This window comes from Alkalicoccus halolimnae, assembly GCF_008014775.2.
Lineage (GTDB): Bacteria > Bacillota > Bacilli > Bacillales > Salisediminibacteriaceae > Alkalicoccus > Alkalicoccus halolimnae.
Genome location: NZ_CP144914.1, coordinates 142,454 through 167,412 on the forward strand (window position 1 = coordinate 142,454; position 24,959 = coordinate 167,412).

General features: G+C 47.6%; 40 protein-coding genes. 39 read left to right on the forward strand and 1 reads right to left on the reverse strand.

Translation table 11 applies throughout. The features are described from left to right. The first annotated feature begins 181 nt into the window (after positions 1-181). The 39 genes from FTX54_RS00660 (at position 182) to FTX54_RS00855 (ending at position 23,993) form a co-directional block, all read left to right on the forward strand. Positions 182-1,150: a nuclease-related domain-containing protein gene (locus FTX54_RS00660; RefSeq protein ID WP_147804598.1), complete on the forward strand. Its 969-nt coding sequence runs from the start codon at positions 182-184 to the stop codon at positions 1,148-1,150. 751 nt (positions 1,151-1,901) lie between these two features. Beyond that, on the forward strand, positions 1,902-2,210 hold the full coding sequence (gene rpsJ / locus FTX54_RS00665; RefSeq protein WP_147804597.1) for a 30S ribosomal protein S10: 309 nt from the start codon (positions 1,902-1,904) through the stop codon (positions 2,208-2,210). A 46-nt stretch (positions 2,211-2,256) separates the two neighbouring features. After that, positions 2,257-2,886 (forward strand): 50S ribosomal protein L3, encoded by a 630-nt coding sequence (gene rplC, locus FTX54_RS00670; RefSeq protein ID WP_147804596.1) that lies wholly within the window; start codon positions 2,257-2,259, stop codon positions 2,884-2,886. Between the two features lie 26 nt (positions 2,887-2,912). Further along, the gene (gene rplD, locus FTX54_RS00675; RefSeq protein ID WP_147804595.1) at positions 2,913-3,536 is read left to right on the forward strand and encodes a 50S ribosomal protein L4; all 624 of its coding nucleotides are present in this window, start codon (positions 2,913-2,915) and stop codon (positions 3,534-3,536) included. Further along, entirely contained in the window at positions 3,536-3,826 is a 291-nt protein-coding gene (gene rplW, locus FTX54_RS00680; protein WP_147804594.1) for a 50S ribosomal protein L23, read from the forward strand. The genes rplD and rplW overlap by 1 nt, the downstream gene beginning before the upstream one ends. Positions 3,827-3,855: 29 nt before the next feature. Further along, positions 3,856-4,695, forward strand: coding sequence for a 50S ribosomal protein L2 (rplB, locus tag FTX54_RS00685; protein ID WP_147804593.1), 840 nt, complete (start codon positions 3,856-3,858; stop codon positions 4,693-4,695). A gap of 60 nt (positions 4,696-4,755) precedes the next feature. Then, positions 4,756-5,034: a 30S ribosomal protein S19 gene (gene rpsS, locus FTX54_RS00690; protein WP_147804592.1), complete on the forward strand. Its 279-nt coding sequence runs from the start codon at positions 4,756-4,758 to the stop codon at positions 5,032-5,034. A gap of 22 nt (positions 5,035-5,056) precedes the next feature. Beyond that, a complete protein-coding gene (rplV, locus tag FTX54_RS00695; protein ID WP_147804591.1) occupies positions 5,057-5,398 on the forward strand; it encodes a 50S ribosomal protein L22 in 342 nt (113 codons plus the stop codon). 2 nt (positions 5,399-5,400) lie between these two features. After that, complete coding sequence (rpsC, locus tag FTX54_RS00700; RefSeq protein ID WP_147804590.1) at positions 5,401-6,060, forward strand: 30S ribosomal protein S3; 660 nt, start codon at positions 5,401-5,403, stop codon at positions 6,058-6,060. Between the two features lie 2 nt (positions 6,061-6,062). Continuing rightward, positions 6,063-6,497, forward strand: a complete 435-nt coding sequence (gene rplP, locus FTX54_RS00705) for a 50S ribosomal protein L16 (protein ID WP_147804589.1) — start codon at positions 6,063-6,065, stop codon at positions 6,495-6,497. Next, entirely contained in the window at positions 6,487-6,690 is a 204-nt protein-coding gene (gene rpmC / locus FTX54_RS00710; protein WP_147804588.1) for a 50S ribosomal protein L29, read from the forward strand. Before rplP ends, rpmC begins: the two co-directional genes overlap by 11 nt. Before the next feature lie 20 nt (positions 6,691-6,710). Beyond that, positions 6,711-6,974 carry a 30S ribosomal protein S17 gene (gene rpsQ / locus FTX54_RS00715; RefSeq protein ID WP_147804639.1) on the forward strand — a complete coding sequence of 88 codons (264 nt, stop codon included), beginning with the start codon at positions 6,711-6,713 and terminating at the stop codon, positions 6,972-6,974. Between the two features lie 43 nt (positions 6,975-7,017). Then, positions 7,018-7,386, forward strand: a complete 369-nt coding sequence (gene rplN, locus FTX54_RS00720; protein WP_147804587.1) for a 50S ribosomal protein L14 — start codon at positions 7,018-7,020, stop codon at positions 7,384-7,386. A gap of 63 nt (positions 7,387-7,449) precedes the next feature. Next, positions 7,450-7,761 carry a 50S ribosomal protein L24 gene (gene rplX, locus FTX54_RS00725; protein ID WP_147804638.1) on the forward strand — a complete coding sequence of 104 codons (312 nt, stop codon included), beginning with the start codon at positions 7,450-7,452 and terminating at the stop codon, positions 7,759-7,761. Positions 7,762-7,791: 30 nt separating this feature from the next. Further along, the gene (rplE, locus tag FTX54_RS00730) at positions 7,792-8,331 is read left to right on the forward strand and encodes a 50S ribosomal protein L5 (protein ID WP_147804586.1); all 540 of its coding nucleotides are present in this window, start codon (positions 7,792-7,794) and stop codon (positions 8,329-8,331) included. Positions 8,332-8,360: 29 nt separating this feature from the next. Continuing rightward, the gene (locus FTX54_RS00735) at positions 8,361-8,546 is read left to right on the forward strand and encodes a type Z 30S ribosomal protein S14 (protein WP_147804585.1); all 186 of its coding nucleotides are present in this window, start codon (positions 8,361-8,363) and stop codon (positions 8,544-8,546) included. Positions 8,547-8,575: 29 nt separating this feature from the next. Next, entirely contained in the window at positions 8,576-8,974 is a 399-nt protein-coding gene (gene rpsH / locus FTX54_RS00740) for a 30S ribosomal protein S8 (protein ID WP_147804584.1), read from the forward strand. A gap of 32 nt (positions 8,975-9,006) precedes the next feature. Further along, entirely contained in the window at positions 9,007-9,543 is a 537-nt protein-coding gene (gene rplF / locus FTX54_RS00745) for a 50S ribosomal protein L6 (RefSeq protein WP_147804583.1), read from the forward strand. A gap of 34 nt (positions 9,544-9,577) precedes the next feature. Further along, entirely contained in the window at positions 9,578-9,940 is a 363-nt protein-coding gene (gene rplR / locus FTX54_RS00750) for a 50S ribosomal protein L18 (RefSeq protein ID WP_147804582.1), read from the forward strand. Between the two features lie 26 nt (positions 9,941-9,966). Then, positions 9,967-10,464: a 30S ribosomal protein S5 gene (rpsE, locus tag FTX54_RS00755; RefSeq protein WP_147804581.1), complete on the forward strand. Its 498-nt coding sequence runs from the start codon at positions 9,967-9,969 to the stop codon at positions 10,462-10,464. Positions 10,465-10,477: 13 nt separating this feature from the next. Next, positions 10,478-10,666 (forward strand): 50S ribosomal protein L30, encoded by a 189-nt coding sequence (gene rpmD, locus FTX54_RS00760; RefSeq protein ID WP_147804580.1) that lies wholly within the window; start codon positions 10,478-10,480, stop codon positions 10,664-10,666. Positions 10,667-10,694: 28 nt separating this feature from the next. Beyond that, the gene (rplO, locus tag FTX54_RS00765) at positions 10,695-11,138 is read left to right on the forward strand and encodes a 50S ribosomal protein L15 (protein ID WP_147804579.1); all 444 of its coding nucleotides are present in this window, start codon (positions 10,695-10,697) and stop codon (positions 11,136-11,138) included. Between the two features lie 896 nt (positions 11,139-12,034). Next, positions 12,035-12,688, forward strand: a complete 654-nt coding sequence (locus FTX54_RS00775) for an adenylate kinase (protein ID WP_147804578.1) — start codon at positions 12,035-12,037, stop codon at positions 12,686-12,688. Further along, a complete protein-coding gene (gene map / locus FTX54_RS00780; protein ID WP_147804577.1) occupies positions 12,685-13,434 on the forward strand; it encodes a type I methionyl aminopeptidase in 750 nt (249 codons plus the stop codon). The genes FTX54_RS00775 and map overlap by 4 nt, the downstream gene beginning before the upstream one ends. Positions 13,435-13,455: 21 nt before the next feature. Beyond that, entirely contained in the window at positions 13,456-13,758 is a 303-nt protein-coding gene (locus FTX54_RS00785; RefSeq protein WP_147804576.1) for a KOW domain-containing RNA-binding protein, read from the forward strand. Between the two features lie 4 nt (positions 13,759-13,762). Further along, on the forward strand, positions 13,763-13,981 hold the full coding sequence (infA, locus tag FTX54_RS00790; protein ID WP_093073147.1) for a translation initiation factor IF-1: 219 nt from the start codon (positions 13,763-13,765) through the stop codon (positions 13,979-13,981). Between the two features lie 47 nt (positions 13,982-14,028). Then, on the forward strand, positions 14,029-14,142 hold the full coding sequence (gene rpmJ, locus FTX54_RS00795) for a 50S ribosomal protein L36 (protein WP_090842670.1): 114 nt from the start codon (positions 14,029-14,031) through the stop codon (positions 14,140-14,142). Between the two features lie 18 nt (positions 14,143-14,160). After that, positions 14,161-14,526, forward strand: coding sequence for a 30S ribosomal protein S13 (gene rpsM / locus FTX54_RS00800; protein ID WP_147804575.1), 366 nt, complete (start codon positions 14,161-14,163; stop codon positions 14,524-14,526). An 18-nt stretch (positions 14,527-14,544) separates the two neighbouring features. Next, entirely contained in the window at positions 14,545-14,937 is a 393-nt protein-coding gene (gene rpsK / locus FTX54_RS00805) for a 30S ribosomal protein S11 (RefSeq protein WP_147804574.1), read from the forward strand. A 157-nt stretch (positions 14,938-15,094) separates the two neighbouring features. After that, a complete protein-coding gene (locus FTX54_RS00810; protein WP_147804573.1) occupies positions 15,095-16,039 on the forward strand; it encodes a DNA-directed RNA polymerase subunit alpha in 945 nt (314 codons plus the stop codon). 49 nt (positions 16,040-16,088) lie between these two features. Then, entirely contained in the window at positions 16,089-16,451 is a 363-nt protein-coding gene (gene rplQ, locus FTX54_RS00815) for a 50S ribosomal protein L17 (protein ID WP_147804572.1), read from the forward strand. Positions 16,452-16,731: 280 nt separating this feature from the next. After that, on the forward strand, positions 16,732-17,565 hold the full coding sequence (locus tag FTX54_RS00820) for an energy-coupling factor transporter ATPase (RefSeq protein WP_147804571.1): 834 nt from the start codon (positions 16,732-16,734) through the stop codon (positions 17,563-17,565). Next, a complete protein-coding gene (locus FTX54_RS00825; RefSeq protein WP_147804570.1) occupies positions 17,541-18,416 on the forward strand; it encodes an energy-coupling factor transporter ATPase in 876 nt (291 codons plus the stop codon). The genes FTX54_RS00820 and FTX54_RS00825 overlap by 25 nt, the downstream gene beginning before the upstream one ends. Beyond that, positions 18,409-19,209 carry an energy-coupling factor transporter transmembrane component T family protein gene (locus tag FTX54_RS00830; protein ID WP_147804569.1) on the forward strand — a complete coding sequence of 267 codons (801 nt, stop codon included), beginning with the start codon at positions 18,409-18,411 and terminating at the stop codon, positions 19,207-19,209. The genes FTX54_RS00825 and FTX54_RS00830 overlap by 8 nt, the downstream gene beginning before the upstream one ends. Before the next feature lie 12 nt (positions 19,210-19,221). Further along, positions 19,222-20,004 carry a tRNA pseudouridine(38-40) synthase TruA gene (truA, locus tag FTX54_RS00835; protein WP_147804568.1) on the forward strand — a complete coding sequence of 261 codons (783 nt, stop codon included), beginning with the start codon at positions 19,222-19,224 and terminating at the stop codon, positions 20,002-20,004. A gap of 180 nt (positions 20,005-20,184) precedes the next feature. Beyond that, the gene (gene rplM / locus FTX54_RS00840; RefSeq protein ID WP_147804567.1) at positions 20,185-20,622 is read left to right on the forward strand and encodes a 50S ribosomal protein L13; all 438 of its coding nucleotides are present in this window, start codon (positions 20,185-20,187) and stop codon (positions 20,620-20,622) included. Between the two features lie 21 nt (positions 20,623-20,643). Further along, complete coding sequence (rpsI, locus tag FTX54_RS00845) at positions 20,644-21,036, forward strand: 30S ribosomal protein S9 (RefSeq protein ID WP_147804566.1); 393 nt, start codon at positions 20,644-20,646, stop codon at positions 21,034-21,036. A gap of 440 nt (positions 21,037-21,476) precedes the next feature. Then, positions 21,477-21,992: a hypothetical protein gene (locus FTX54_RS00850; RefSeq protein ID WP_147804565.1), complete on the forward strand. Its 516-nt coding sequence runs from the start codon at positions 21,477-21,479 to the stop codon at positions 21,990-21,992. 657 nt (positions 21,993-22,649) lie between these two features. Beyond that, complete coding sequence (locus FTX54_RS00855) at positions 22,650-23,993, forward strand: MFS transporter (RefSeq protein ID WP_147804564.1); 1,344 nt, start codon at positions 22,650-22,652, stop codon at positions 23,991-23,993. Positions 23,994-24,132: 139 nt separating this feature from the next. Here the strand turns inward: FTX54_RS00855 and FTX54_RS00860 are convergent, their stop codons facing one another. Next, positions 24,133-24,894: a MurR/RpiR family transcriptional regulator gene (locus FTX54_RS00860; RefSeq protein WP_147804563.1), complete on the reverse strand. Its 762-nt coding sequence runs from the start codon at positions 24,892-24,894 to the stop codon at positions 24,133-24,135. Positions 24,895-24,959: the final 65 nt, after the last annotated feature.

A 24,959-nucleotide genomic window follows, 5' to 3' on the forward strand; every position in this document is an offset into this window, starting at 1 on the left:
AACTGCTGTTCATGCAGAGTAAAATCCTGCTATTGAGAGTAAATGAACCATTTTCCTCCTCGCTTTATCTCGTTCAGCAAAATATAATAGCTAAAACAGAACTTTTGTTCTCTTTTCAGTGGTAATATCATTAAAATGTGACTATAATCAACATATATTCATTTTGAAAAGGAGCTGTTATATGAATACATTTAAGCTGAAAAGACCTTTATATCTTTATCAATATGAGGCACTGCTGCGCAGGCTGCCGCAGAGGCATGCCCAGTATAACGCTATAAAAAAGGACTATCACAAATATTTGGCGGGATTTCAAGGAGAGGAATCACTGGATTATATCCTTTCGATTGTAAATTTACATAAAGAAGCTTTTATATGCAGAGGGCTTCGGCTAAAAAATAAAGCTAACGATTATTTCTTTCAAATTGATCTGCTAGTCGTCACTCCTTATTTTATTTATATTGGTGAAGTGAAAAACCATACAGGAAAATTAGTCTTCGAACCTGATTATGGACAGATGACTCAATTGAAAGGAGAAGCAGCTAATACTTATCCCTGCCCTCTTCAACAAAGTAAGCGGCAGGCACGTCAGCTGCAGGTTTGGCTGAGTGACCATTCTCTTCAGGAAACTCCTGTTTACGCTCATGCGATGATATCCAACCCGCACTCACAGATTTCTTCCAACACCCCTATTCCAGAGTTATACCATGCAGATCTTTTACCTGAGATGCTGGACTCCCTCAACTTAACTAATTCCAAACGCATTTATACCCGTGCACATCTCCAAAAATTAGAAAAGCTATTGAAGAAAGAGAACGAAGAGGCGAATCATTTTCTTATTGAAAAATATAATCTGCACTCTCACGAAGTAATACAAACCATCTGCTGTCGTTTTTGCTCTTCACGAAGACTCCGCCGCTTCCGTCAAAAGTGGTACTGTACTTCCTGCAGAGAAAAAGATGAGCAGACCCATATGGAGGGACTGCAGGATCTTGCTTTACTGAATGTAGGATTCCAATCTTTAAGTACGTACCGCATTTTTCTTGCACATATCTCTGCTGCTACGGCGAAAGGCTTGATAAGTCCTTACGTAATTGCAAATGAATATAAGTGTAAAGGAAGAAAGTACAAACTGGACATAAACAAATTTTGAATGAGCGTTAATTCAAGAGATAGGTCCTTTTAAAAAAGAGGCCTGTTTTTTTGTGGAAGTGGTGAATGATGAATTCCGGTGCTGAAACGATGAATTAATCCAATTTCAGCCCCCTTAAAATCAGTTGAGCTCTCCCATTTGAGAGTAAAGGTCCCTATTGAGAGTAACTCCCTATGAAAAATCAGTTAACTGCTGTTCATACACAGTAAAACCCTGCTATTGAGAGTAAATACAGCTGCAACCACACATGGCTTCAAAAAGATAAACCGCCTCACCAAAAATAAGCAGCTTTCTTCTATATAATAGAAATCACTCAAGATTACATCCCAAAGGTGATCGCAGCAAAAGATGGATACGCAGCAATTCTGCGTAAGTAATGCGAAAACTTAACTGGAGGCCCGAGTATCTCTCTTCCCCAAAAAAATCGAATTTCTTCAATATAAGAACGACGACCTGTTTTCCTATAAAAAACACGGAATTAAGCCTATATCAGGTGAATCAAAAAGAATTTTTATTACCCCATTGCTAACATACTTCACAGCTTGTATAATGTTAAAAGTGTGGCCGTAGAAATATACAGAAAAGCATTGCATTAGCAGGGCAAACCCTGTATACTATCTAATGTTGGTCATAAGAAGGCTTAGATCCGGAAGGTTGCCGACACACCAGAGCCCGTTGCCATGGATCTGGAGTGGGGAAATTTCCGAGGAGCAAGTCTATTTCCGAAAATGGGCGAAAAGGAGGTAATATAATGGCAAAGCAAAAGATTCGTATTCGTTTAAAAGCGTATGATCACCGCGTGCTCGATGCATCCGCAGTGAAAATTGTGGAAACAGCAAAGCGTTCAGGTGCCGGCATCACTGGTCCTGTACCGCTACCGACAGAACGTTCTGTATACACAGTTCTTCGTGCTGTACACAAATATAAAGATGCTCGCGAACAGTTCGAAATGCGCACACACAAGCGTCTGATCGACATCGTTGAGCCAACACCACAGACAGTAGATGCGCTTATGCGTCTCGATCTGCCATCCGGTGTAGATATCGAAATCAAGCTTTAATTTGATGATAAATTTATAAAAATATTAATTACAGGAGGTGTGACGGATGACCAAAGGAATCTTAGGAAAGAAACTAGGAATGACGCAAATTTTCAGCGAAACTGGTGAAGCACTTCCAGTAACAGTAGTTCAGGCTGAACCTAACGTTGTTCTTCAAAAGAAGACGGTTGAAGGAGAAGGCTACGAAGCTGTTCAGCTTGGTGCATTTGACCAGAAAGAAAATGGTACAAACAAGCCTGAAAAAGGTCACGCTGAAAAAGCGCAGACAACTCCTAAGCGCTTCGTGAAGGAAATCCGCGACGCTGAAGCAGCGGAACTAGAGGTTGGTCAGGAAGTTAAGGTAGACGTTTTTGCAGAGGGTGATGTGGTTGATGTAACTGGTCAATCCAAAGGTAAAGGATTCTCCGGTACTATCAAGCGCCACAATCAGTCCCGCGGACCAATGACTCACGGTTCCAACTTTCACCGCGCTCCTGGTTCAATGGGTCCAGTTGACCCGAACCACGTACGACCTGGTAAGCTACTTCCGGGCCGCATGGGCGGAGAGACAGTTACAATTCAAAACCTTGAAGTTGTTAAAGTAGATACAGAGCGCAACGTTCTTCTTATCAAAGGTAATGTACCTGGTGCGAAGAAAAGCTATGTTTCAGTTCAATCAGCGACAAAAGCTGAATAATTTCGGATAAGAAAGGAGGAGCCCCGATGCCAAAAGTAATGTTATATAAACAAGACGGCTCTCAAGCAGGCGATATCGAACTTGCAGAAGGCGTATTCGGTATTGAACCAAATCAAAGCGTACTTTACGATGCAGTGATCATGCAGCAAGCGTCACGCCGTCAAGGTACGCACTCAACAAAAACCCGCTCGGAAGTACGCGGCGGTGGAGCAAAGCCTTGGCGTCAGAAAGGAACAGGCCGCGCACGTCACGGTTCTACTCGTTCCCCAATCTGGGTTGGCGGTGGAGTCGCATTCGGCCCTAAACCACGCAGCTACGGATATAAGCTTCCTAAGAAGCAGCGCCGTCTGGCACTAAAATCAGCTCTATCTTCAAAGGTAATTGATGGAAACATCTGCGTCGTTGAAGAATTAAGTTTTCAAGCTCCAAAAACGAAGGAAATGAAATCAGTACTTGCAGGTCTTTCTGCAAATACGAAAACTCTCATTGTAACTACGGACGAAAATGAAGCAGTTTCTTTATCTTCCCGTAACCTTCCAGGAGTTAAAACCGTGAAAGCAGCTAACGTGAACGTACTCGACATTCTCACTCATGAGAAGCTTGTTATTACACAGGATGCTGTTAAACAGGTAGAGGAGGTGCTTGCATAATGGCAGACGCAAGAGATCTTATTAAGCGCCCAATTATCACTGAACGCTCAGCAGACCTTATGGCTGAGAAAAAGTATACGTTCGAAGTAGACCCTCGCGCTACAAAACCGCAGCTTAAAGCCGCGATCGAGGAAATTTTCGGCGTAGAAGTAGTGAACGTCAACACGATGAATTATAAAGGTAAATTCAAGCGTTTCGGCCGGCACAGCGGCTATACTCGCAAGCGTAAAAAAGCAATCGTTGAGCTCTCAGCGGACAGCAAAGAATTAGAATTCTTTGAAGGTGCGTAAACATTTTTTAGAGAAGGAGGGAAAAGCTCATGGCTATCAAAAAGTATAAACCAATTACTAACGGCCGCCGTTTCATGACGTCACTTGATTTTCAGGATCTTACAACAGACAAGCCTGAACGATCTCTGCTGGCGCCGCTTTCTAAAAAGGCCGGCCGTAATAACCAGGGACGTATTTCAGTACGTCACCAGGGTGGCGGACACAAGCGCCAATACCGTGTAATTGACTTTAAGCGTGACAAAGATGGAATTCCAGGCCGCGTTGCTACGGTCGAATATGACCCAAACCGTTCTGCGAACATTTCTCTTATCAACTACGTTGACGGAGAGAAGCGTTACATCCTTGCACCAAAAGGACTTAAAGTCGGCACAACAATCATGTCCGGTAAAGATGCTGACATCAAGACGGGTAATGCACTTGAATTAAAAGACATCCCAGTCGGTACAATCGTTCACAACGTAGAGCTTCGCCCAGGAAAAGGCGGACAGCTTGTACGTTCAGCCGGTGCAGAAGCACAGGTGCTCGGACGTGAAGAAAAGTACACTCTAGTAAGACTTCGTTCCGGTGAAACACGCTTGATTCTCAGCACGTGCCGTGCTACTGTAGGACAGGTTGGAAACATCGAGCACGAACTTGTAGTCATCGGTAAAGCCGGTCGTTCCCGTTGGAAGAACATTCGTCCAACTGTACGTGGTTCTGTTATGAACCCTAACGATCACCCACACGGTGGTGGTGAAGGTAAAGCACCAATCGGTATGCCATCTCCAGTATCACCTTGGGGACAGCCAACTCTTGGTTACAAAACACGTAAGAAGAATAAAGATACAGATAAATATATCGTACGTGGACGTAAGAAAAAGAAAAAATAACGGGATTGTCCTACGGTTCTCGAGCAGAACCGTAGCGCAGTCGCGAAGGGAGGTACCATTATGGGTCGCAGCTTAAAAAAGGGACCTTTTGTAGATGACCATCTTATGAAGAAGGTGGAAGCTCAGGGTGAAACGAATGATAAGAGAGTTATCAAAACGTGGTCACGCCGCTCTACAATTTTCCCGCAATTCATCGGTCATACGATCGCAGTATATGATGGTCGTAAGCACGTACCGGTTTACATTCAAGAAGACATGGTTGGACACAAGCTTGGTGAATTTGCACCGACGCGAACGTATAGAGGCCACGCTTCTGACGATAAGAGAACACGACGCTAATTAGAGAGGGGAGGTACTGATCATGGAAGCTAAAGCAGTTGCAAAACAAGTGCGTATTGCTCCTCGCAAAGCTCGTCTGGTCGTAGACTTAATCCGTGGTAAGAAAGTTGGCGAAGCCATTTCTATTCTTAACCACACGCCGAAGAAAGCATCCCCTGTTGTGGAGAAGCTTTTAAATTCAGCTATTGCGAACGCAGAGCATAACTACGAAATGGAGCCTGACAACCTAATCGTTGATCAAGTTTTCGTAGACGAAGGAATAACACTTAAAAGATTCCGTCCACGTGCGCAGGGACGCGCGAGCCGGATTAATAAACGAACGAGCCACATTACAGTGGTGCTAACTGAAAAGAAGGAGGGATAAGTGTGGGTCAGAAAATAAATCCTAACGGACTGCGTGTCGGTGTTATCCGCGACTGGGAGTCCAAGTGGTATGCTGATAAAGACTATGCAGATCTTCTTCACGAAGATATTAAAATTCGTGACTATCTGGAGAAGCGTCTAACAGAAGCTTCCGTTTCCACGATTGAAATCGAACGCGCGGCTAACCGTGTGAACGTAACGATCTTCACTGCGAAGCCTGGTATGGTTATCGGTAAGGGTGGTTCTGAAGTAGAAACCCTTCGTAAAGCCCTTAATCAGCTGACTGGCAAGCGTGTACACATCAACATCAATGAAATCAAGAAGCCGGATATGGATGCAACGCTTGTATCACTGAACATTGCACGCCAGCTGGAAGCACGTATTTCTTTCCGCCGCGCAATGAAGCAGTCCATGCAGCGCACGATGCGTTCCGGAGCTAAAGGTATTAAAACACAGGTTTCCGGCCGACTTGGCGGAGCTGATATTGCACGATCAGAACATTACAGCGAAGGCACTGTTCCGCTTCATACACTGCGAGCTGACATCGACTATGGTACTGCAGAAGCAGATACTACGTACGGTAAACTCGGTGTGAAGACATGGATCTATAAAGGGGAAGTCCTTCCAACAAAAGGAACGAACGCAGAGGAAGGAGGAAATTAATCATGCTAATGCCTAAACGTGTTAAATTCCGTCGCGAACACCGTGGTAAGATGCGCGGACGTGCGAAAGGCGGAGCAGAAGTCACATTTGGTGAATATGGTTTGCAGGCTGTGGAAGCATCCTGGATTACGAACCGTCAGATTGAAGCTTCACGTATTGCTATGACCCGTTACATGAAGCGTGGCGGTAAAGTATGGATTAAGATTTTCCCGGACAAGCCTTACACTGCCAAGCCGCTTGAAGTCCGCATGGGTTCCGGTAAAGGTGCTCCTGAAGGATGGGTAGCAGTAGTAAAGCCAGGGAAAGTTATGTTTGAGATTGCAGGGGTATCAGAAGAGGTTGCTCGTGAAGCACTTCGACTGGCTGCTCACAAACTGCCAATCCGAACAAAAGTAATTAAACGAGAAGAAGTGGGTGGTGACGCAAATGAGAGCTAATGAAATCCGCAACCTAACCACTGCAGAAATAGAGCAAAAAGCAACATCTTTAAAAGAAGAGCTTTTTAATCTCCGCTTTCAGCTTGCGACTGGACAGCTAGACAATCCAGCCCGCATTCGTGAAGTGAAGAAAGCAATTGCTCGAGCTAAGACAGTACTGCGCGAACGTGAACTAGGAATCGTCAGCGAATAGTCTTGAGAGGAGGTCTTACCGTGGAAGAACGAAATAATCGTAAGAGCTACGTCGGTCGTGTGACATCAGACAAGATGGATAAGACAATCACAGTTGTCGCTGAAACTTATAAGATGCACCCACTGTACGGAAAGCGCGTAAAACACACGAAAAAATATAAAGCGCACGATGAGAACAATACTGCAAAGGTAAATGACATCGTTCGTATTATGGAAACTCGTCCGCTATCGAAGGATAAGCGATTCCGCCTTGTCGAAGTAGTAGAAGAGGCCGTAGTTATCTAAATCGACATTATGTTTGCTTACCTGAAGGGAGGTAAAGGAATCTATGATTCAACAGGAAAGCCGTTTAAAAATTGCTGATAACTCTGGTGCCCGCGAGGTACTTTGTATTAAAGTTCTTGGTGGCACTGGACGTAAGACTGCAAACATCGGTGATGTTATCGTCTGCTCTGTAAAGCAGGCAACACCTGGTGGCGTTGTCAAGAAAGGTGAAGTTGTCCGCGCAGTAATTGTACGTACCCGCAGCGGTGCGCGTCGTTCTGACGGATCTTACATCAAATTCGACGAAAACGCAGCAGTCATCGTGCGTGACGATAAGAGCCCAAGAGGAACTCGTATCTTTGGACCAGTTGCACGTGAGCTTCGTGAAAACAAGTTCATGAAGATCGTTTCTCTTGCTCCAGAAGTACTTTAATATAACTGATAGATACCGGAAAGATCCGAGTAAAGAGGAGGTGCCCTCATGTCCCAAGCGAAATTGCACGTGAAAAAGGGAGATAACGTAAAAATCATCTCCGGCAAGGACAAAGGCAAAGAAGGAAAAATTCTTGAAGCCTATCCGACTAAATCACGCGTCCTTGTGGAAGGCATTAACATGGTTAAGAAACATGCCAAGCCATCCCAAGGGAATCCACAAGGCGGTATTATCAACAAGGAAGCGCCTGTTCACGTCTCGAACGTAATGGTCATTGACCCATCTACAAACGAGCCGACGCGTGTTGGATATAAAGAAGAAGATGGAAAGAAAGTCCGTATTGGAAAAAAATCCGGCGAGAAGCTGGACAAGTAAACAGCCCGCTATTGAAAGGAGGTTCACTCAATGAGTCGTCTGAAAGAAAGATATAATCAGGAGATTACTCCTGCCCTTAAAGATAAATTCAACTACTCTTCGATTATGGAAGTTCCAAAAATCGAAAAGATTGTTCTAAATATGGGTGTCGGTGACGCAGTACAAAACTCTAAAGTACTTGACAAAGCTGTTGAAGAACTTACAGAGATCACTGGTCAGAAGCCGGTCGTTACAAAAGCAAAGAAATCTATCGCAGGATTTAAAGTACGACAGGGCATGCCTATCGGAGCGAAAGTAACTCTCCGCGGCGAGCGCATGTACGACTTCCTCGACAAGCTTGTTTCTGTATCACTTCCGCGAGTGCGTGACTTCCGCGGAGTATCCAAGAAAGCATTCGACGGTCGTGGAAACTACACGCTCGGCGTAAAAGAGCAGCTCATCTTCCCTGAGATCAACTACGATAACGTAGACAAGGTCCGCGGAATGGATATTGTTGTTGTAACTACTGCTAATACAGATGAAGAAGCACGCGAGCTTCTCACTCAGTTCGGTATGCCGTTCCAAAAATAAAACTCTGATAAAAGAGAGGAGTGAAGACCTTGGCTAAAAAATCAATGGTCGCTAAACAGAAGCGCACGAAAAAGTTTGCTGTTCAGGAATATACACGCTGCGAACGCTGTGGCCGCCCTCACAGTGTAATGCGTAAGTTTAAACTTTGCCGTATCTGCTTCAGAGATCTTGCACACAAAGGTCAAATTCCGGGCGTCAAAAAAGCTAGCTGGTAATTCCGTTTAAAGGAAGGGAGGTAAATACGATGGTCATGACAGATCCTATTTCTGATATGCTGACTCGCATCCGTAATGCGAATCTAGTACGTCACACAAGCTTGGAGCTTCCTGCTTCAAACATGAAAAAAGAAATCGCCGATATCCTCAAACGTGAAGGATTCATCCGCGACTATGAGTCTATCGAAGACAGCAAGCAAGGTGTTCTTCGTATTTTCCTTAAGTACGGTGCAAACAACGAAAAGGTTATCACCGGCCTTAAGAAAATTAGTAAGCCAGGCCTGCGTGTATACGCAAAGTCTGATGAAGTTCCGCGAGTACTCAACGGACTTGGAATTGCAATCATTTCGTCCTCAAGCGGCGTCATTACAGATAAAGAAGCCCGTCAGCAAAAAGTCGGCGGCGAAGTAATCGCATACGTCTGGTAGTAAATTAACGTAACAGAACGGAGGTGTCACGTATGTCCCGAATTGGTTTAAAGCCTATTGAAATTCCATCAGGAGTTGAAATAAAGATAGACGGCAGCACAGTATCGGTTAAAGGCCCTAAAGGGGAACTCAGCCGTACAATTCATCACGAGATGACTGTGAAGCAGGAAGATAACGTCGTTACAGTGGAGCGTCCGTCTGACCATAAAGATCACCGCGCCCTTCACGGTACAACCCGCAGCATGGTCAACAACATGGTTGAAGGTGTATCCAAAGGTTTCGAGAAAAGACTTGAGCTTGTCGGTGTCGGTTACCGTGCTCAGAAGACCGGTAACAAGGTTGTCCTGAACGTTGGACTTTCCCACCCGGTTGAATTTGTTGAAGGGAACGGACTTGAAATCGAAGTTCCGGCCAACACAAAGATTACTGTTAAAGGAATCGATAAAGAGAGCGTCGGAGCACTTGCATCCAACATCCGCGCTGTACGTATTCCTGAGCCTTATAAAGGCAAAGGTATCCGTTACGAAGGCGAAATGGTTCGTCGTAAAGAAGGTAAAACAGGGAAGTAAGCCCTGAATAACGGAAAGAAAGGAATGACGTTCGATGATCACGAAGACTTCTAAAAATGAGTCACGTATGAAACGACACGCGCACGTTCGTCGTTCGATCACAGGTACTGCTGAACGTCCTCGTCTCAACGTTTTCCGTTCTAATAAGCACATCAATGCTCAGCTGATTGACGACGTCGCAGGCGTTACAATCGCTGGTGCATCCAGCTTAGATAAAGAACTTAACCTGGAAAACGGCGGGAACAAAGAAGCAGCCCGACAAGTCGGCGAACTTGTGGCGAAACGTGCCCTTGAACAAGGTAAAGAAACAGTAGTATTCGACCGCGGAGGCTATCTCTATCACGGTCGCGTTAAAGAACTTGCAGACGCTGCACGCGAAGCTGGTCTCAAGTTTTAATAGAAGGAATAAAGGAGGGAAACACATTGCGTATCGATGCAAGCAAACTTGAAATTGAAGAGCAAGTGGTTACTATTAACCGCGTAGCAAAAGTTGTAAAAGGTGGACGTCGCTTCCGCTTTGCAGCACTCGTTGTTGTAGGCGATAAGAACGGTCACGTTGGTTTTGGCATGGGTAAAGCACTGGAGGTTCCAGAAGCGATCCGTAAAGCGATCGAAGACGGTAAAAAGAACCTTATCCGTGTACCAATGCAGGGCACTTCAATTCCTCATATTATTACAGGAGAATACGGAGCTGGAAGCGTACTGCTTAAGCCGGCCTCTGAAGGTACAGGAGTTATCGCAGGCGGACCTGTCCGTGCGGTACTGCTGCTCGCTGGTGTAGGTGACATCCTTACGAAGTCCCTTGGTTCCAACAATCCTATCAACATGGTACGTGCGACACTGCAGGGTCTTGAAAGCCTTAAAAGCCCGGAAGAAGTTGCAAGACTACGCGGCAAATCTGTCGAAGAGTTGAAAGGTTAAGGAGGGATTTGGCATGGCAAAAAAATTGGAAATTACCCTCACACGCAGCCTGATCGGACGTCCCGAGGAACAGCGTGTTACTGTAAAGACCCTCGGTCTTGGTAAAATGAACAGTACAGTTGTTCACGAGGACAACGCAGCGATGCGCGGAATGGTAAACAAAGTAGCTCATCTAATAAATGTAAAAGAAATAGACGCATAAATAGAAAAAACGTTGAGGAGGTGTCAACATGCAACTTCACGAACTAAAACCTACTGAAGGTTCCCGTAATCAGAAGCGTAAGCGTAAAGGCCGTGGTGTCGGCAGTGGTAATGGTAAAACAGCCGGCCGGGGAACTAAGGGTCAAAACGCACGTTCCGGCGGCGGTGTTCGTCCTGGATTCGAAGGTGGCCAGATGCCTATCTTCCGTCGTCTTCCAAAACGAGGATTCAAGAACCCGAACCGTGTGGAATACGCAGTCGTGAACCTGGACTCCCTGAATCGTTTCGAAGATGGTACAGAAGTCACTCCGGCTCTCCTTGTAGAATCCGGCGTTGTTAAAAACGAACGTGGCGGAATTAAAGTCCTTGGTAACGGAACATTAGATCGTAAACTGACTGTGAAAGCGACGAAGTTTTCCGGTTCAGCGAAAAATGCAATCGAAACTGCTGGAGGATCTACGGAGGAAGTGTAATGTTCTCTGTGATCTCCAATCTCTTTCGAGCAGGAGATTAGAAGAAATTCTTATCACCTAAGCGATGTTAATCGTCTTTCGAATCGGTGCCTACATCCCCGCGCCGGAAGTTCCTGCACAGGCGTGAAGCTTCGGCGGGGTGATGAACGCCATCGACGGAGGTGCCATCGAGACTTTCTCGATTTTTGCGACAGAAATAATGCCCTACATTACAGCATCCATTTAATTGCATGCTGTGCCTGCATGTTTGCAGGCGAAACGGCTGCAGGTCGCAAAAAGCTAGCACAAGTGACAAGATAAAGAAGCAATTGTGAAGACGTTTTATGAACCTGTTTCCGGACCAGTACTGTTTTGAACCGGAGACTCTCCGGCAGAATGCAGAAGGCAGACGGAGGACAGGGAGAACGAATTCTCAATTTTTATCTTTGCTGGGATTGCTGCTGGGATTCCGAATGGAGTTAACCAAGTCTTACGTAACTCAATTCGAAGGCGCAGGAGATGCCTTGTTTATGAACATCGTTACTGTGCAGCTTAAACTGCTAGCACTGTCAGCGATCGTTGTAGGAGTTATTTTTGTTAAGCAAATCCTTAAACACCCGATGAATACGCCAGACGATTAGTTGCCGGGAAATCGCTGCTTCAGCAGCTGTCTCCCTGGAATTTGTCCCGGGAATACGACGCAGGATCACACCAAGAGAAACCTTCTATCGATTGCCTTTCGTCGAATGAACATTCCCAGGCAGCCGTCAAAATCCTTTCTGTCTTCTTTCGAAGCTGGTCTGCTTCAAAGTTCACAGCTTTGAGGAAGCGGATTACTGATCGTTGTTGGTGTCACAGCAGACACAAAGAACAAATGAAGAATCAGCTGAAGACGAAATCGATGGAGGGAAACAGATATGAATTTAATTCTTATGGGACTTCCGGGTGCCGGTAAAGGAACTCAAGCTGAAAAAATCGTTGAAAAATATCACGTGCCGCATATTTCCACTGGAGATATGTTCCGCGCTGCTATTAAGAACGGGACAGACCTCGGTCTGAAAGCTAAATCCTACATGGATGACGGCGCCCTCGTACCGGATGAAGTGACGATCGGCATTGTCCGTGAACGCTTAAGCCAGGACGACTGCAGCAACGGATTTCTTCTGGACGGCTTTCCACGTACACCTGCTCAGGCAGGGGCACTGGAAGAAATGCTTGAAGAAATGGACCGCAAACTGGATCACGTATTGTATATTAAAGTGCCTCGCGAGGATCTGTTTAAACGACTTACGGGACGCTGGATCTGCCCAACATGCGGCACCGCGTATCACGAAGTCTTCAATCCTCCGCAGGAAAAAGGTAAATGCGACAAAGATGGCAGCGAGCTGATGCAAAGAGACGACGACAAGCCGGAAACGGTTGATAAGCGTCTCGAAGTCAACCTCGAGCAGACGAAGCCACTCGTTGACTTTTACGAAGAGAAAGGTTATCTTCGCAATGTTGATGGTCAGCAGGATATCGATCAGGTATTTGTCGATGTTGACAAGCTTCTCCAGGGAAGCAATGCATGATCACCAGCAAGACACCGAGGGAGCTGGATATTATGCGAAAAGCCGGCGATATCGTCGCACGGACGCATAATGAGCTGAAAAAGCATATCCACCCGGGCATAACAACGAAAGAATTGGATCACATTGCCGACAGATTTATTCGGTCCTTTAATGCGATTCCATCTTTTAAAGGCTATCATGGATTCACGGGAAGTATCTGTACTTCGGTAAATGAAGAATTGGTGCACGGAATACCCGGTTCCCGTCAACTTGAGGACGGAGACATTATCAGCATAGATATCGGGGCCGAGTATGAAGGCTACCATGGTGATTCGGCGTGGACGTACGCTGTAGGGGAAATTGATCCGGAAACCCGGCGTCTTCTGGACGTAACCGAGGCTGCTTTATTTGAAGGTCTTGCTTACGCAGAACCGGGAAGACGGCTTTCGGACATCTCCCATGCAATACAAACGTTCGTGGAATATCACGGCTTTTCCGTTGTGCGTGAATACGTCGGCCACGGAGTCGGACAGAATCTTCACGAAGATCCGCCGATTCCTCATTTCGGACCGCCCGGCAGAGGCCCGCGCCTTAAAGAGGGAATGGTTCTTGCAGTAGAGCCGATGGTAAACGCCGGAAAGCGCCACGTCCGTACCCTGTCCGATAACTGGACGGTCGTCACATCGGACCATTCAATGTGCGCTCATTTTGAACACACGATTGCTATTGTCGATACAGGATACGAAATTATGACAAAAATCCAGTAATTGGATAAAGGTGGTCACCAAATGAAAGATCCTGATTCGGTTCCGCAAGCCGGAGAGCTTGTGAGAATTCTAAATGGAAGAGACAAAGGTCAATTCGCTTGCATTATTGAAGTGCTGGACGACAAATTCGTACTGATCGCTGATGGCGATAAGCGGAAAGTCGACAAAGCAAAGAAAAAGAACCTTCATCATATCGAGCGGAGTTATATCATTGCCTCGGAAGTGAAGAACAGTATAATAGAAACAGGTCGTGTAACCAATGCTAAATTGCGCTTTGCAATTTCGTCATATATCAACGATAATTTACTGAAGGAAGGAGAGTGAATTCATGGCCAAAGAAGATGTAATCGAAGTTGAAGGCACGGTCATAGAGCCGCTTCCAAACGCGATGTTCCGTGTCGAGCTGGAAAACGGGCACAAAATTCTTGCGCACGTTTCCGGTAAAATTCGTATGCACTATATTCGTATTCTTCCGGGAGACAAGGTCACAGTCGAATTATCTCCGTATGATCTGTCGCGCGGTCGTATTACGTATCGCTATAAATAAAAAAACGTCAGGATTCGTTACTCCGAATGATCAAGGAGGTAAAAAGCATGAAGGTAAGACCATCCGTCAAACCAATTTGTGAAAAGTGCAAGGTTATCCGTCGTAAGCGTACGGTCATGGTAATCTGCGAAAACCCAAAGCATAAGCAAAAACAAGGATAAACACTGGAGGTGTAAACTATGGCACGTGTTGCAGGTATCGACATTCCCCGCGATAAGCGGATCGTCGTTTCTCTTACGTATATCTTCGGAGTAGGGAAGTCCCGCGCAGCGGAGATCCTGAAAGAAGCAGGCGTTTCTGAAAACACACGAGTTCGTGATCTTACAGAAGACGAGCTTGGTAAAATTCGTAAAGTTGTAGATAGTGTAAAAGTAGAAGGGGACCTTCGTCGAGAAGTATCTCTTGATATTAAGCGTCTGATTGAAATCGGTTCTTACCGTGGTATCCGCCACCGTCGCGGACTTCCAGTTCGTGGACAGAAGACGAAGAACAACGCACGTACACGAAAAGGTGCACGTCGTACAGTCGCGAACAAGAAAAAGTAAAGGAGGCACCGGATAATTATGGCTAAGCCAAAAACGACTCGCGCTAAGCGCCGTCAACGTAAAAATATAGAGTCTGGAATTGCACACATTCGTTCTACGTTCAACAACACGATCGTAACTATCACTGACCCTCAGGGAAATGCTATTGCATGGGCAAGTGCAGGCGGACTTGGATTCAAAGGTTCCCGTAAATCCACTCCATTCGCAGCACAGGTTGCAGCAGAAGCTGCATGTAAATCTGCAATGGAGCATGGCATGAAAGAAGTGGAAGTTTCCGTTAAAGGCCCTGGTGCCGGACGTGAAGCAGCGATCCGTTCCCTTCAGGCTACTGGTCTTGAAGTGAGCATGATCCGTGACGTAACGCCGGTTCCACACAACGGCTGCCGTCCACCAAAACGTCGTCGCGTATAATAAACATGGCAGGTTTTCCTGTCTGACGAGAAGCAAGCATCTCGTTCCTAATGAACGGGACAGTCGTTTCGTAACAGGTCAAGGTGTGCCCAGTGAGGGATTCCGGTTGTGGTCACTCACAACCGGGGTTTCGACGTTTTGAAGGAGGGTTTGTTGAATGATCGAGATAGAAAAGCCGAAGATTGAAACGGTCGAATTAAGCAGCGATCAAGCATACGGAAAATTCGTCGTAGAACCTCTGGAACGTGGATACGGAACAACGCTAGGGAATTCTCTGCGCCGCATTCTGCTTTCTTCACTTCCGGGAGCAGCAGTAACATCCGTTCAGTTTAACGGAGTGCTGCACGAATTCTCTACGATTGAAGGGGTGGTTGAGGACGTAACAACCATCATACTGAATCTGAAAAAGCTGGCGCTGAAAATTTATTCGGACGAAGAGAAAACGATTGAGATCGATGCAAGCGGAGAAGGCAACGTCACGGCTGCGGATATTACGCACGACAGCGACGTTGAAATCCTGAATCCTGATCTTCATATCGCCACTCTCTCCAAAGGTGCCCAGTTCCAAATGAAAGTAACGGCAGCAAGCGGCCGCGGCTACGTGCCGGCAGAAGGAAACAATACCGGCGATCTCTCCATCGGAGTTATCCCTGTTGATTCCATTTTCACACCGGTTGCCCGTGCCAACTACCAGGTGGAAAACACCCGTGTAGGTCAGGTCACGAACTATGACAAGCTGACGCTGGACGTTTGGACAGATGGCAGTATCCGTCCCGAGGAAGCAGTTTCTCTCGGAGCAAAAATCCTGACAGAGCATTTAAACATCTTTGTCGGCTTAACCGATCAGGCGCAGAACGCCGAAATTATGGTTGAGAAAGAAGAAGACCAGAAAGAAAAAGTTCTTGAAATGACGATTGAAGAACTGGATCTCTCGGTCCGTTCCTATAACTGCCTGAAACGGGCAGGAATCAACACAGTACAGGAACTAACGCAGAAATCCGAAGATGATATGATGAAAGTGCGTAACCTTGGACGTAAATCCCTTGAGGAAGTCCAGGAGAAGCTTGCGGAACTCAATCTCGGTCTGCGCAGAGAAGAATAAAACAGCCCTGATACGGCTGGATCGCTATATGTGAAGGAGGGAATGACCCATGGGATACAGAAAACTGGGTCGCGACAGCAGTGCGCGTAAAGCACTACTTCGTGATTTAACAACAGATCTAATCATTAATGAACGTATCGAAACAACAGAGCCGAAAGCAAAGGAAATCCGCCCTGTTGTGGAGAAGATGATCACTCTAGGTAAGCGTGGAGACCTTCACGCTCGTCGTCAGGCTGCTGCCTTCGTACGTAAGGAAGTTGCTGATGAGGAGACTGGTCAGGACGCAATCCAGAAGCTTTTCGACGATGTCGCGAAGCGTTATGATGATCGTCAGGGAGGTTACACTCGCGTAATGAAGCTTGGACCTCGCCGCGGTGACGGTGCAGAAATGGCCATCATTGAGCTTGTATAAATAAGGCGAAAGGGCGGGATGCCAATGCTGGAAACAGTAATTGCGCACGCCCTTTTTTTGTACAAAAAATCAGGACGAAGGAAGATTGGTGGAAATAAGGACAACCGGCGGAAAGACAAGGAGAATTGGCAGAAAGAATTCTCTTACTCGTAGAAATGTCTGCGGTAGTGGCAGAATTTCTGCAGGAAAGAGGAGAATAACGATTCCATATGTCTGAACGAGCTGTGGTTTTCCTGCGAGTCGCTTATTTTCCCCGGTTCCAAGCGAAAGGCGGCCGAAGATGGACAGTATATATGCAGAAAACGTAACCTTTTCATACGAACCAGGCCGCCCTGTGCTGGAGGATGTCAGTTTCCGCGTCGCAAAAGGCGAGTGGATCGCGATTGTCGGACATAACGGTTCCGGGAAGTCGACGCTCGCCAAGTGTCTCAACGGCCTCCTGCTCCCTTCGTCCGGCCGCGTCGTCACGTGCGGCTATGATACGGCCGATAAGGAGACCATTATGACGCTCCGGCGCCGTGCCGGAATGGTGTTTCAGCATCCCGATAACCAGCTCGTTGCGCCTACTGTAGCCGATGACGTGGCGTTCGGCCTGGAAAACGCCGGTGTCCCGTTCAAGGAAATGCAGAAGCGTGTCGGGGAAAGTATCAAACGTCTCCGCCTCGAAGGACTCGAAGAACGGGAACCGCACCGGCTTTCCGGCGGCCAGAAGCAGAGGGTGGCCCTTGCCGGCATTACGGCGCTTCATCCGGAAGTAATCATCCTCGACGAAGCGACGTCGATGCTTGACCCGGCCGGAAGAAAGGAAGTGCGTCTGATGATGGAAGAGCTGTGCCGAAACGAGGGAATTACGATTATCGCAATCACCCACGATGTGGAGGAAGCAGCGGATGCGGACCGGATGCTCGTCATGAAAGAAGGACGCCTTTTAAAAGACGGGACGCCCCGGGAGCTGTTCCGCGAAAAGGAGCTGCTTGAATCCGCCGGTCTCGCCCTGCCGCTGCCCGTTTTCCTCGCCCACGGGCTCCGGGAACAGGGTGTGGAAATGGACGGGGACGTTATGACGGAAAGAGAGCTGGTGGACGCCTTATGCGCATCGAAGCAGAACGTGTAAGCTATACGTATATGAGCGGCACCCCGTTCGAAACAAAAGCACTGGAGGACGTCTCTGTGACGTTTGCGTCGGGACTGTACCATGCGGTCGTCGGCCATACGGGAAGCGGTAAATCGACGCTCCTGCAGCTTTTCAACGGCGTCGCAAAACCGACCTCCGGGAAACTTACTATCGGCAGCTGGAGCATCACGCCGCAGACGAAACAGCGTGACCTGTATGAGTTACGTCGTCATGCAGGAATCGTCTTCCAGTTTCCGGAGCAGCAGCTTTTCGATGAAACGGTGCTTAAAGATGTCATGTACGGCCCGCTCAACCTCGGCGTGGATAACAAAGAAGCAGAGGATCTGGCCCGCAGGACGCTGCTGCGCGTCGGCATTGAAGAAGATCTGCACAGCCGCTCTCCGTTTGAATTGAGCGGCGGACAGATGCGCCGCGCCGCTATTGCCGGAGTTCTCGCAATGGAGCCGGAGCTTCTGCTGCTTGATGAACCGACCGCCGGCCTCGATCCGCAGGGCCAGCGGGAAATCATGGAGCTTTTCTACAGCTGGTTTTCGGAAAAAGAGGAACGGACGATCATTCTCATTTCCCATGACATGAACCAGGTAGCCCGCTACTCGGAAAATACCGTTGTTATGGAAAACGGCAGAAAGCAGCTGGAAAAGGAGAGCTCCGTCCTCTTTACCGATGAAGCGCTGCTCGAAAAATATCAGCTTGCCATGCCGGAAACGGTGCGGCTGTTGAAACGATTTCAGGAAAAAAGCGGCTGCCCCACTGCTCTTGATGCTTTCACGAAAGAAGAGGCACTGAAGCGGCTGCTTGCATGTACGAAAAAGGGGGGAGCCGATGTTTGATAACGTGATCATCGGTCAGTACATGCCCGGGCGCTCGCTGATCCACTCGCTTGACCCGCGCTCCAAGCTTACAGCCGTCGTATTGTTTATGGTATTTATCTTTATCTCCCGCGACCCGTTCGTCCTCGGGATGGCCGTCCTTATGACCGTCACGGCCTTTCTGCTTGCGAAAATCCCGTTTAAGTTTTTCTGGAAAGGAATCCGCGTGATTCTGCTCATTGTTGTTCTCACCTTTACGCTGCATATTTTCATGACGCGGGAAGGGGAAGTCTGGCTTGATTTCGGATGGATGACGGTGTACAGCGGAGGGGTGATTGAAGGCGGGCTGATCGCTCTGCGTCTCCTGCTTTTGATCGTGCTGGCGACGATGCTTACTTTAACAACAACACCGGTGGATTTAACAGACGGGATGGAGCGGCTGATGAAACCTCTTCAGCGGATCCGGGTGCCGACACACGAGCTCGCCTTGATGATGTCGATTGCGCTCCGCTTTATTCCGACGCTTCTTGAGGAAACGCAGAAAATTGTCAAAGCACAGACGGCCCGGGGAGCCTCTTTTTCCCAGGGATCGATGTGGAAGCGGCTTAATGCCCTGATCCCGGTGCTGATTCCACTGTTCGTCCAGTCCTTTAAACGGGCGGAGGACCTCGCTATCGCGATGGAAGCAAGAGGCTACGCCGGGGGAGAAGGACGGACGAAGTTCCGCCAGCTGTCCTGGCAGAAACGCGATACGTTTTTGATCGCCCTGTTTCTGGCATTCGGCGCGTTCAGCATTACGACTAGAATTTTATAAGGAGCCATCCGCATGAAACGAATACTTGCCCGAATTTCCTATGATGGAAGCGGATTTAAAGGCTATCAGAAACAGCCTGATGCGCGCTCTGTCCAGCAGGAGATGGAGCGGGCACTCGCCAAAATCCATAAAGAAACATCCTGGCGGTCGACGTCCTCAGGAAGAACCGACGCCGGGGTGCATGCGCTCCGGCAGCCGGTGCATTTCGATACGACACTCGATATTCCCGAAGCGCGCTGGGCGAGAGCACTGAACAGTGTGCTTCCGAAAGACATCTTCGTGCACGAGTGCCGGGAAGTGGATAGTTCGTTTCACGCCCGCTATGATGCTGTCGGCAAGGAATACCTTTACCGGATGACATGCGGAGAAGATTACAGCGTGTTTAAGCGCCACTTTGAGCATCAGCTCCGGGAAATACCGGATCGCAGGTTGATGCAGCAGGCAGCCGGCTATATGCTCGGGACCCATAACTTTTCGAGTCTCTCTTCCCCGCGCACTGCTGTCGTCGATAAAGTCCGCACGATGTACGCGATCGACGTCCTGAAGGAAGGAAACAGCTGGACGCTCCGTTTTGTCGGAAGCGGTTTTCTTTACCAGATGGTGCGCGTCATGACCGGGACACTTCTCGAAGTGGGCTTCCGCCACCGCCGCCCGGACACGATCCCCGAGATGATCGCCTTCGAAAAGCGCTCGGCTGCCGGCAAAACGGCGCCCGGGGAAGGGCTGTATTTATCGCAGGTGTTTTACGAAGAAGCGGCACTTCAAAAGCATCTGAAGACGATAAAGAAGCCGTAAGGGAAAGAGAGGGGAATTTTTTCGAAAAACAACCCGCCCTGGTGTATTTTCATGTTGACATCATACGTCATCTATTATATGATGATTAACGGTATTCTTATGCCCACTAGCCCCGGGCTCGGAATAGTTCAACGATCGTAAAAGTTTTTGGATAGTCAGAATTAGGAGGGAAAACAACAAATGCGTACAACATACATGGCAAAGCCATCTGAAATTGAACGCAAGTGGCACGTTATTGACGCTGAAGGCCAGACGCTAGGTCGCCTTTCTTCTGAAGTAGCAAGCCTATTGCGAGGAAAGCATAAACCAACATTCACACCTCACATTGACACAGGTGACCACGTGATCATCATCAACGCGGAAAAGATCCACCTTACAGGTAATAAGCTGCAGGACAAGTTTTACTACCGTCACAGCCGTTACCCTGGTTCCCTGAAAGCAACTTCTGCAGGCGACATGCGCGCTCAGAAGCCGGAGAAGCTTCTTGAGATTTCCATCAAAGGAATGCTTCCAAAAGGACGCCTCGGCCGCCAGACAGGGAAGAAGCTTTATGTATATGCAGGAAGCGAACACCCGCACGCAGCACAAAAACCAGAAGCGTACGAACTACGCGGTTAATAAAAGAAGGAGGGAATTTTCTTGGCACAAGTTCAATACTACGGAACAGGTCGTCGTAAGAACTCCGTTGCACGCGTTAACCTTGTACCTGGTGACGGCAACATCGTCATCAACAAGCGCAGCATCGATGAGTACTTCGACCTTGAAACACTAAAAGTAATCGCTAAGCAGCCACTGGCTGAAACTCAAACAGAAGGTACGTACGACGTACACGTAAACGTTAACGGCGGTGGATACACCGGCCAGGCAGGCGCGATCCGTCACGGAATCGCACGTGCTCTTCTTAAAGCGGACCCGGAATTCCGTCCGTCCCTTAAAGCAGCCGGCTACCTTACGCGTGACGCACGTGAAAAAGAGCGTAAGAAGTACGGTCTTAAAGCAGCACGTCGTGCACCTCAGTTCTCGAAGCGTTAATTTTCAACAACTTCAAACAGCCTGCGCCTCATTCCTGTGGACGGAAACAGCGCAGCTGCACAACCTCTCTGCTACCAACCCGGCAGAGGGGTTTTTTTGTGTTTGGTTTTGAGGAGAAAGGGGGGGCAGGCAAATGATGAATTCGGGTGGTAGAACGATGAATAAACGCGGATACACCTTTCTTAAAATCAGTTACACGCTCCCAATTGAGAGTAAACGTTACTATTGAGAGTAAAACCCTCTAAAAAATGAGTAAATCTCCGATGTTGAGGAGTAAAAGGCTCTGAATGTGCAGTTAATCAATAATTTCCTCCCTCATTCAACGCCAAGCCGGAGCGCCCGACGATACTTTCCAAGTTATTAAGGCTGGGCATGTTCCGGGAGTTTTTCCGGCCGCCGTGGTAGTCTTACGGTAACGAAGCAGGAAGGCGGTGACAGCGTTGAAACAATGGATTCCATTGCTTACGATAGCGGTGCTGATAGGGGGAGCTTTGTTTATTTTTCAGGAACCGTCGGAGGACCCGGAAGTGGCAGAGCTTGAAGCTGAGGTAGAAATGCTCTCCGAGGAGCGGGACTCGCTGGAAGCGGATCTGGCGTCTTATCCGGAGATGCATGAGCTGGCGCAGGCTGTGAACGTTGCCGAGCAGTTTGTGCGTGCGGAATCTTTTGAAGAAGCTTCGGTTTTTCTATCGGAACGCGCAGATATTCTTCAGCGGGAGGGGCGTCCGACCGGCGTGATTCAGTTTGAGGATAGGCATACTTATGAGTGGCTGTCACCCGAAGAGCTGGAGCAGCGTTTCAGCGATTTCCGCTCGTCTCACGATGGACTGATTTTAAGCTACGCAGCAGACGTGCCCGAGGTGCCGGGCCACCACCCATTTTTTATAGACTACGTTTTGCTCGAGGAGGGAAATGAGTGGCGGATTTCCCGAATCGCATTTAACGCCTCTAACTAAACTCATTCCATAAAGCAGCAGTGAATTTTATGAGAAGCAGGGTCGTTGCCAAATGTTGTCTATATGAAGCTTTTTCTATTGCCTTGGAAAAGCTTTTTTCGTTGTTTATATAAGGACGAAAAGCCGCATATAAAGGATTATAAACGTGAGAAGCGTAAACGCTGAACCTTTATTCTCAAGTTTATGTTGAGTCGAAAGCCTCTAAAATCAGCGTATTTAATATAGGTCTTTTTATGATATAATAATTGTACATGACATCTGAAAAAGCTCTTTTTCTAAATAGATCTGTTTTCATTTCTTACATAAATTTATACCCTCCAGGAAAGTCTTCTATGAAAAAATCCATTCCCTCATGGCAGGTACTGTCACACCATACAGCTGTTAATAATGAAATTCCAATATTGAGCATGTTATTAGATACAAAAAAGCGGGCATCGACTTACGCCTGACGTTTTTGAGCATGGAATTTTGCAACTCTTATGGAAAGAGAGGTGAGGATCTCTGTCTGGGCGAGGGAATCCTTTGAAGACGTGAAGGAAGAACCGATTACTCAATAACCTTCAATATTATCCTTTGTTATACAATCAACCAATTGTACAGCTTTCGTTGTGATCGTCCCCCAGCCATATAGAATGACTATTCAGGGAGGGGAAGAAAATGCTGCGTAAGGAAAGTGTGAAAGGTTCAGGCACTCCATCCCCCTGGCTGCAAAGCTATGTTGATTCCTCTGAAAAACAAAAACAGGTTTATAAAAAAACGTTAATTATCGTTACCATTTCTCAGGTTTTCGCCGGGGCAGGATTTGCAGCCGGAATAACAGTCGGCGCACTTTTAGCTCAGGATATGATGGGGGCCACAAGCGGAGCCGGCCTTCCAACAACGTTATTTACTTTAGGAGCGGCCATGGCCGCCCTGCTTGTAGGACGCGTTTCTCAAAGGTTCGGCAGACGAACGGGGCTTACTGCCGGGTTTCTGGCAGGAGGAATAGGGGCGCTTGGAGTCATCATTGCAGCCGTGATAAACAGCGTTTTTCTTTTATTTCTTTCCCTGTTTATTTACGGAGCCGGTGGAGCTACAAATTTACAGTCACGGTATGCAGGAACGGATTTAGCGGACTCAAAGCAAAGAGGGAAGGCTATCAGTGTGGTCTTGGTTGCTATGACATTCGGAGCGGTTGCAGGCCCGAACCTCGTCGAAATCATGGGCGGATTTGCTTTAAATATAGGCGTACCTGCGCTGGCAGGACCTTTCATACTAGCAGCTGCTGCGTATATCATTGCAGGTCTCGTCCTTTTTATCTGGCTCCGGCCTGACCCGTTTCTTATTGCAAAAGCCAGTCAGGAAGCAGAAAAATCAAAAATTCCGTCTCCTCTGGAAGAGAAGACGGATCCGGCAGCTGACAATAAGCGGGGCATTTTTGCAGGAGCTGCAGTAATGTTTTTAACGCAGTTTGTTATGATAGCCATCATGACGATGACTCCGATTCACATGGGACACTACGGGCACGCATTAAGTGCAGTCGGGTTTGTCATTGGATTTCATATAGGAGCCATGTTTCTGCCTTCCTTAGTCACTGGTTATCTTGTAGACAAAATAGGCAGAGGGACTATGGTTATAGCATCTTCCCTTACCCTGCTTGCGGCTGGACTCGTCGCGGCCTTAGGTACCGGGGATTCCATGTTTGTACTTGTGGCCTCGCTTGCTCTGCTTGGTCTCGGTTGGAACTTCGGTTTAATCAGCGGGACAGCTATTCTCGTAGACGCAACTTCGCAGGGGACCCGGGCGAAAACGCAGGGAACAGTAGACGTATGGATCGCATTGGCAGGTGCCCTTGGAGGAGGATTGTCCGGAGTCGTCGTTGCCCAATCCAGCTATGCAGCCCTTGGCATAATGGGAGCCTTGCTTTCCTTACTTCTTATTCCGATCGTTATCTGGTATAACAGGAGTCAAAATAAAACTGCAAAAATTGTTTCAGAAAATGAAGGAGCGGTACAAGGGTGAACATTAACGGTTTTTGATATCAGGTTGAAAGTACAATAACTATCGCTGCCGGCCTTTATATGAAAACGAAACGCTTCCGACGATCATTGGATCTCCGGAAGCGTTTTTTCGTTTATTTGGAGGACAGATGGGGCGAATCTCAGTTTTTCTCTGTCTGCTCTTCTTTGTACGAAATGTACTTGCGGAAAAGCGCCTCGAGGGCGATCGTAAATGGAATAAACGAAATGATTTCCTCGCCGTTTTTCGTATAGGAAGGGCTTGTTGCAGCGTAAATGCTGAAGGGGGACATCTGGGCGAGCTTGTTGTTTTTTAAATTCGTAATGGAAATGAACGTAATGCCCCGTGCCGTAAGATGCTGCACGTGGGGTAGCAGGCTCGGTGTATCGCCGGAGAGGGAAATAATAATTACCACGTCCTCCGGCTGCATCGCCTTCAGCATCGTTTCAAATTCCACCTCATCATAAATGATCGTTACGAACGTCTGCTGCAGGGCAAACAGGCGCTGGGCTTCTCTGGCACAGGTCAGCTGGGCCGTGCCGGTACCGTAAATGAAAATACGTCCTGCTCCGTAAAGCTTTTCGCAGATCGGTTCAAAGTGAAGGGAGGCGAGGTTTTTCAGCGTGGCCTGTATATCGGTTTCAAGCTGCTGCATGTGATTGCCGGTTTCTTCCTCTTTTGCGCCCTCCCATTTTAAAAACACTTTAAACTCGCTGTAACCGCTGAATCGAAGCTTTTTTGTGAGGCGGTGAATTGAGGAGCGGGAAGCAAGCGAAGCCTCGGCCAGATCATTGATTCCCATATCCCTGCACGCTTCTTTATGATTCAGTATGTATTTCAGAATGTGCATGTCATTGTCGTTCAGTTCGTCATAGCAGGTGTTAATCAGTTCTTCGAGTGACATGGTGATTCCTCCTGTTGTGTATAAAATCTGTCCTTCTCATTATAGCATCCCCTTGAATCCCCGGG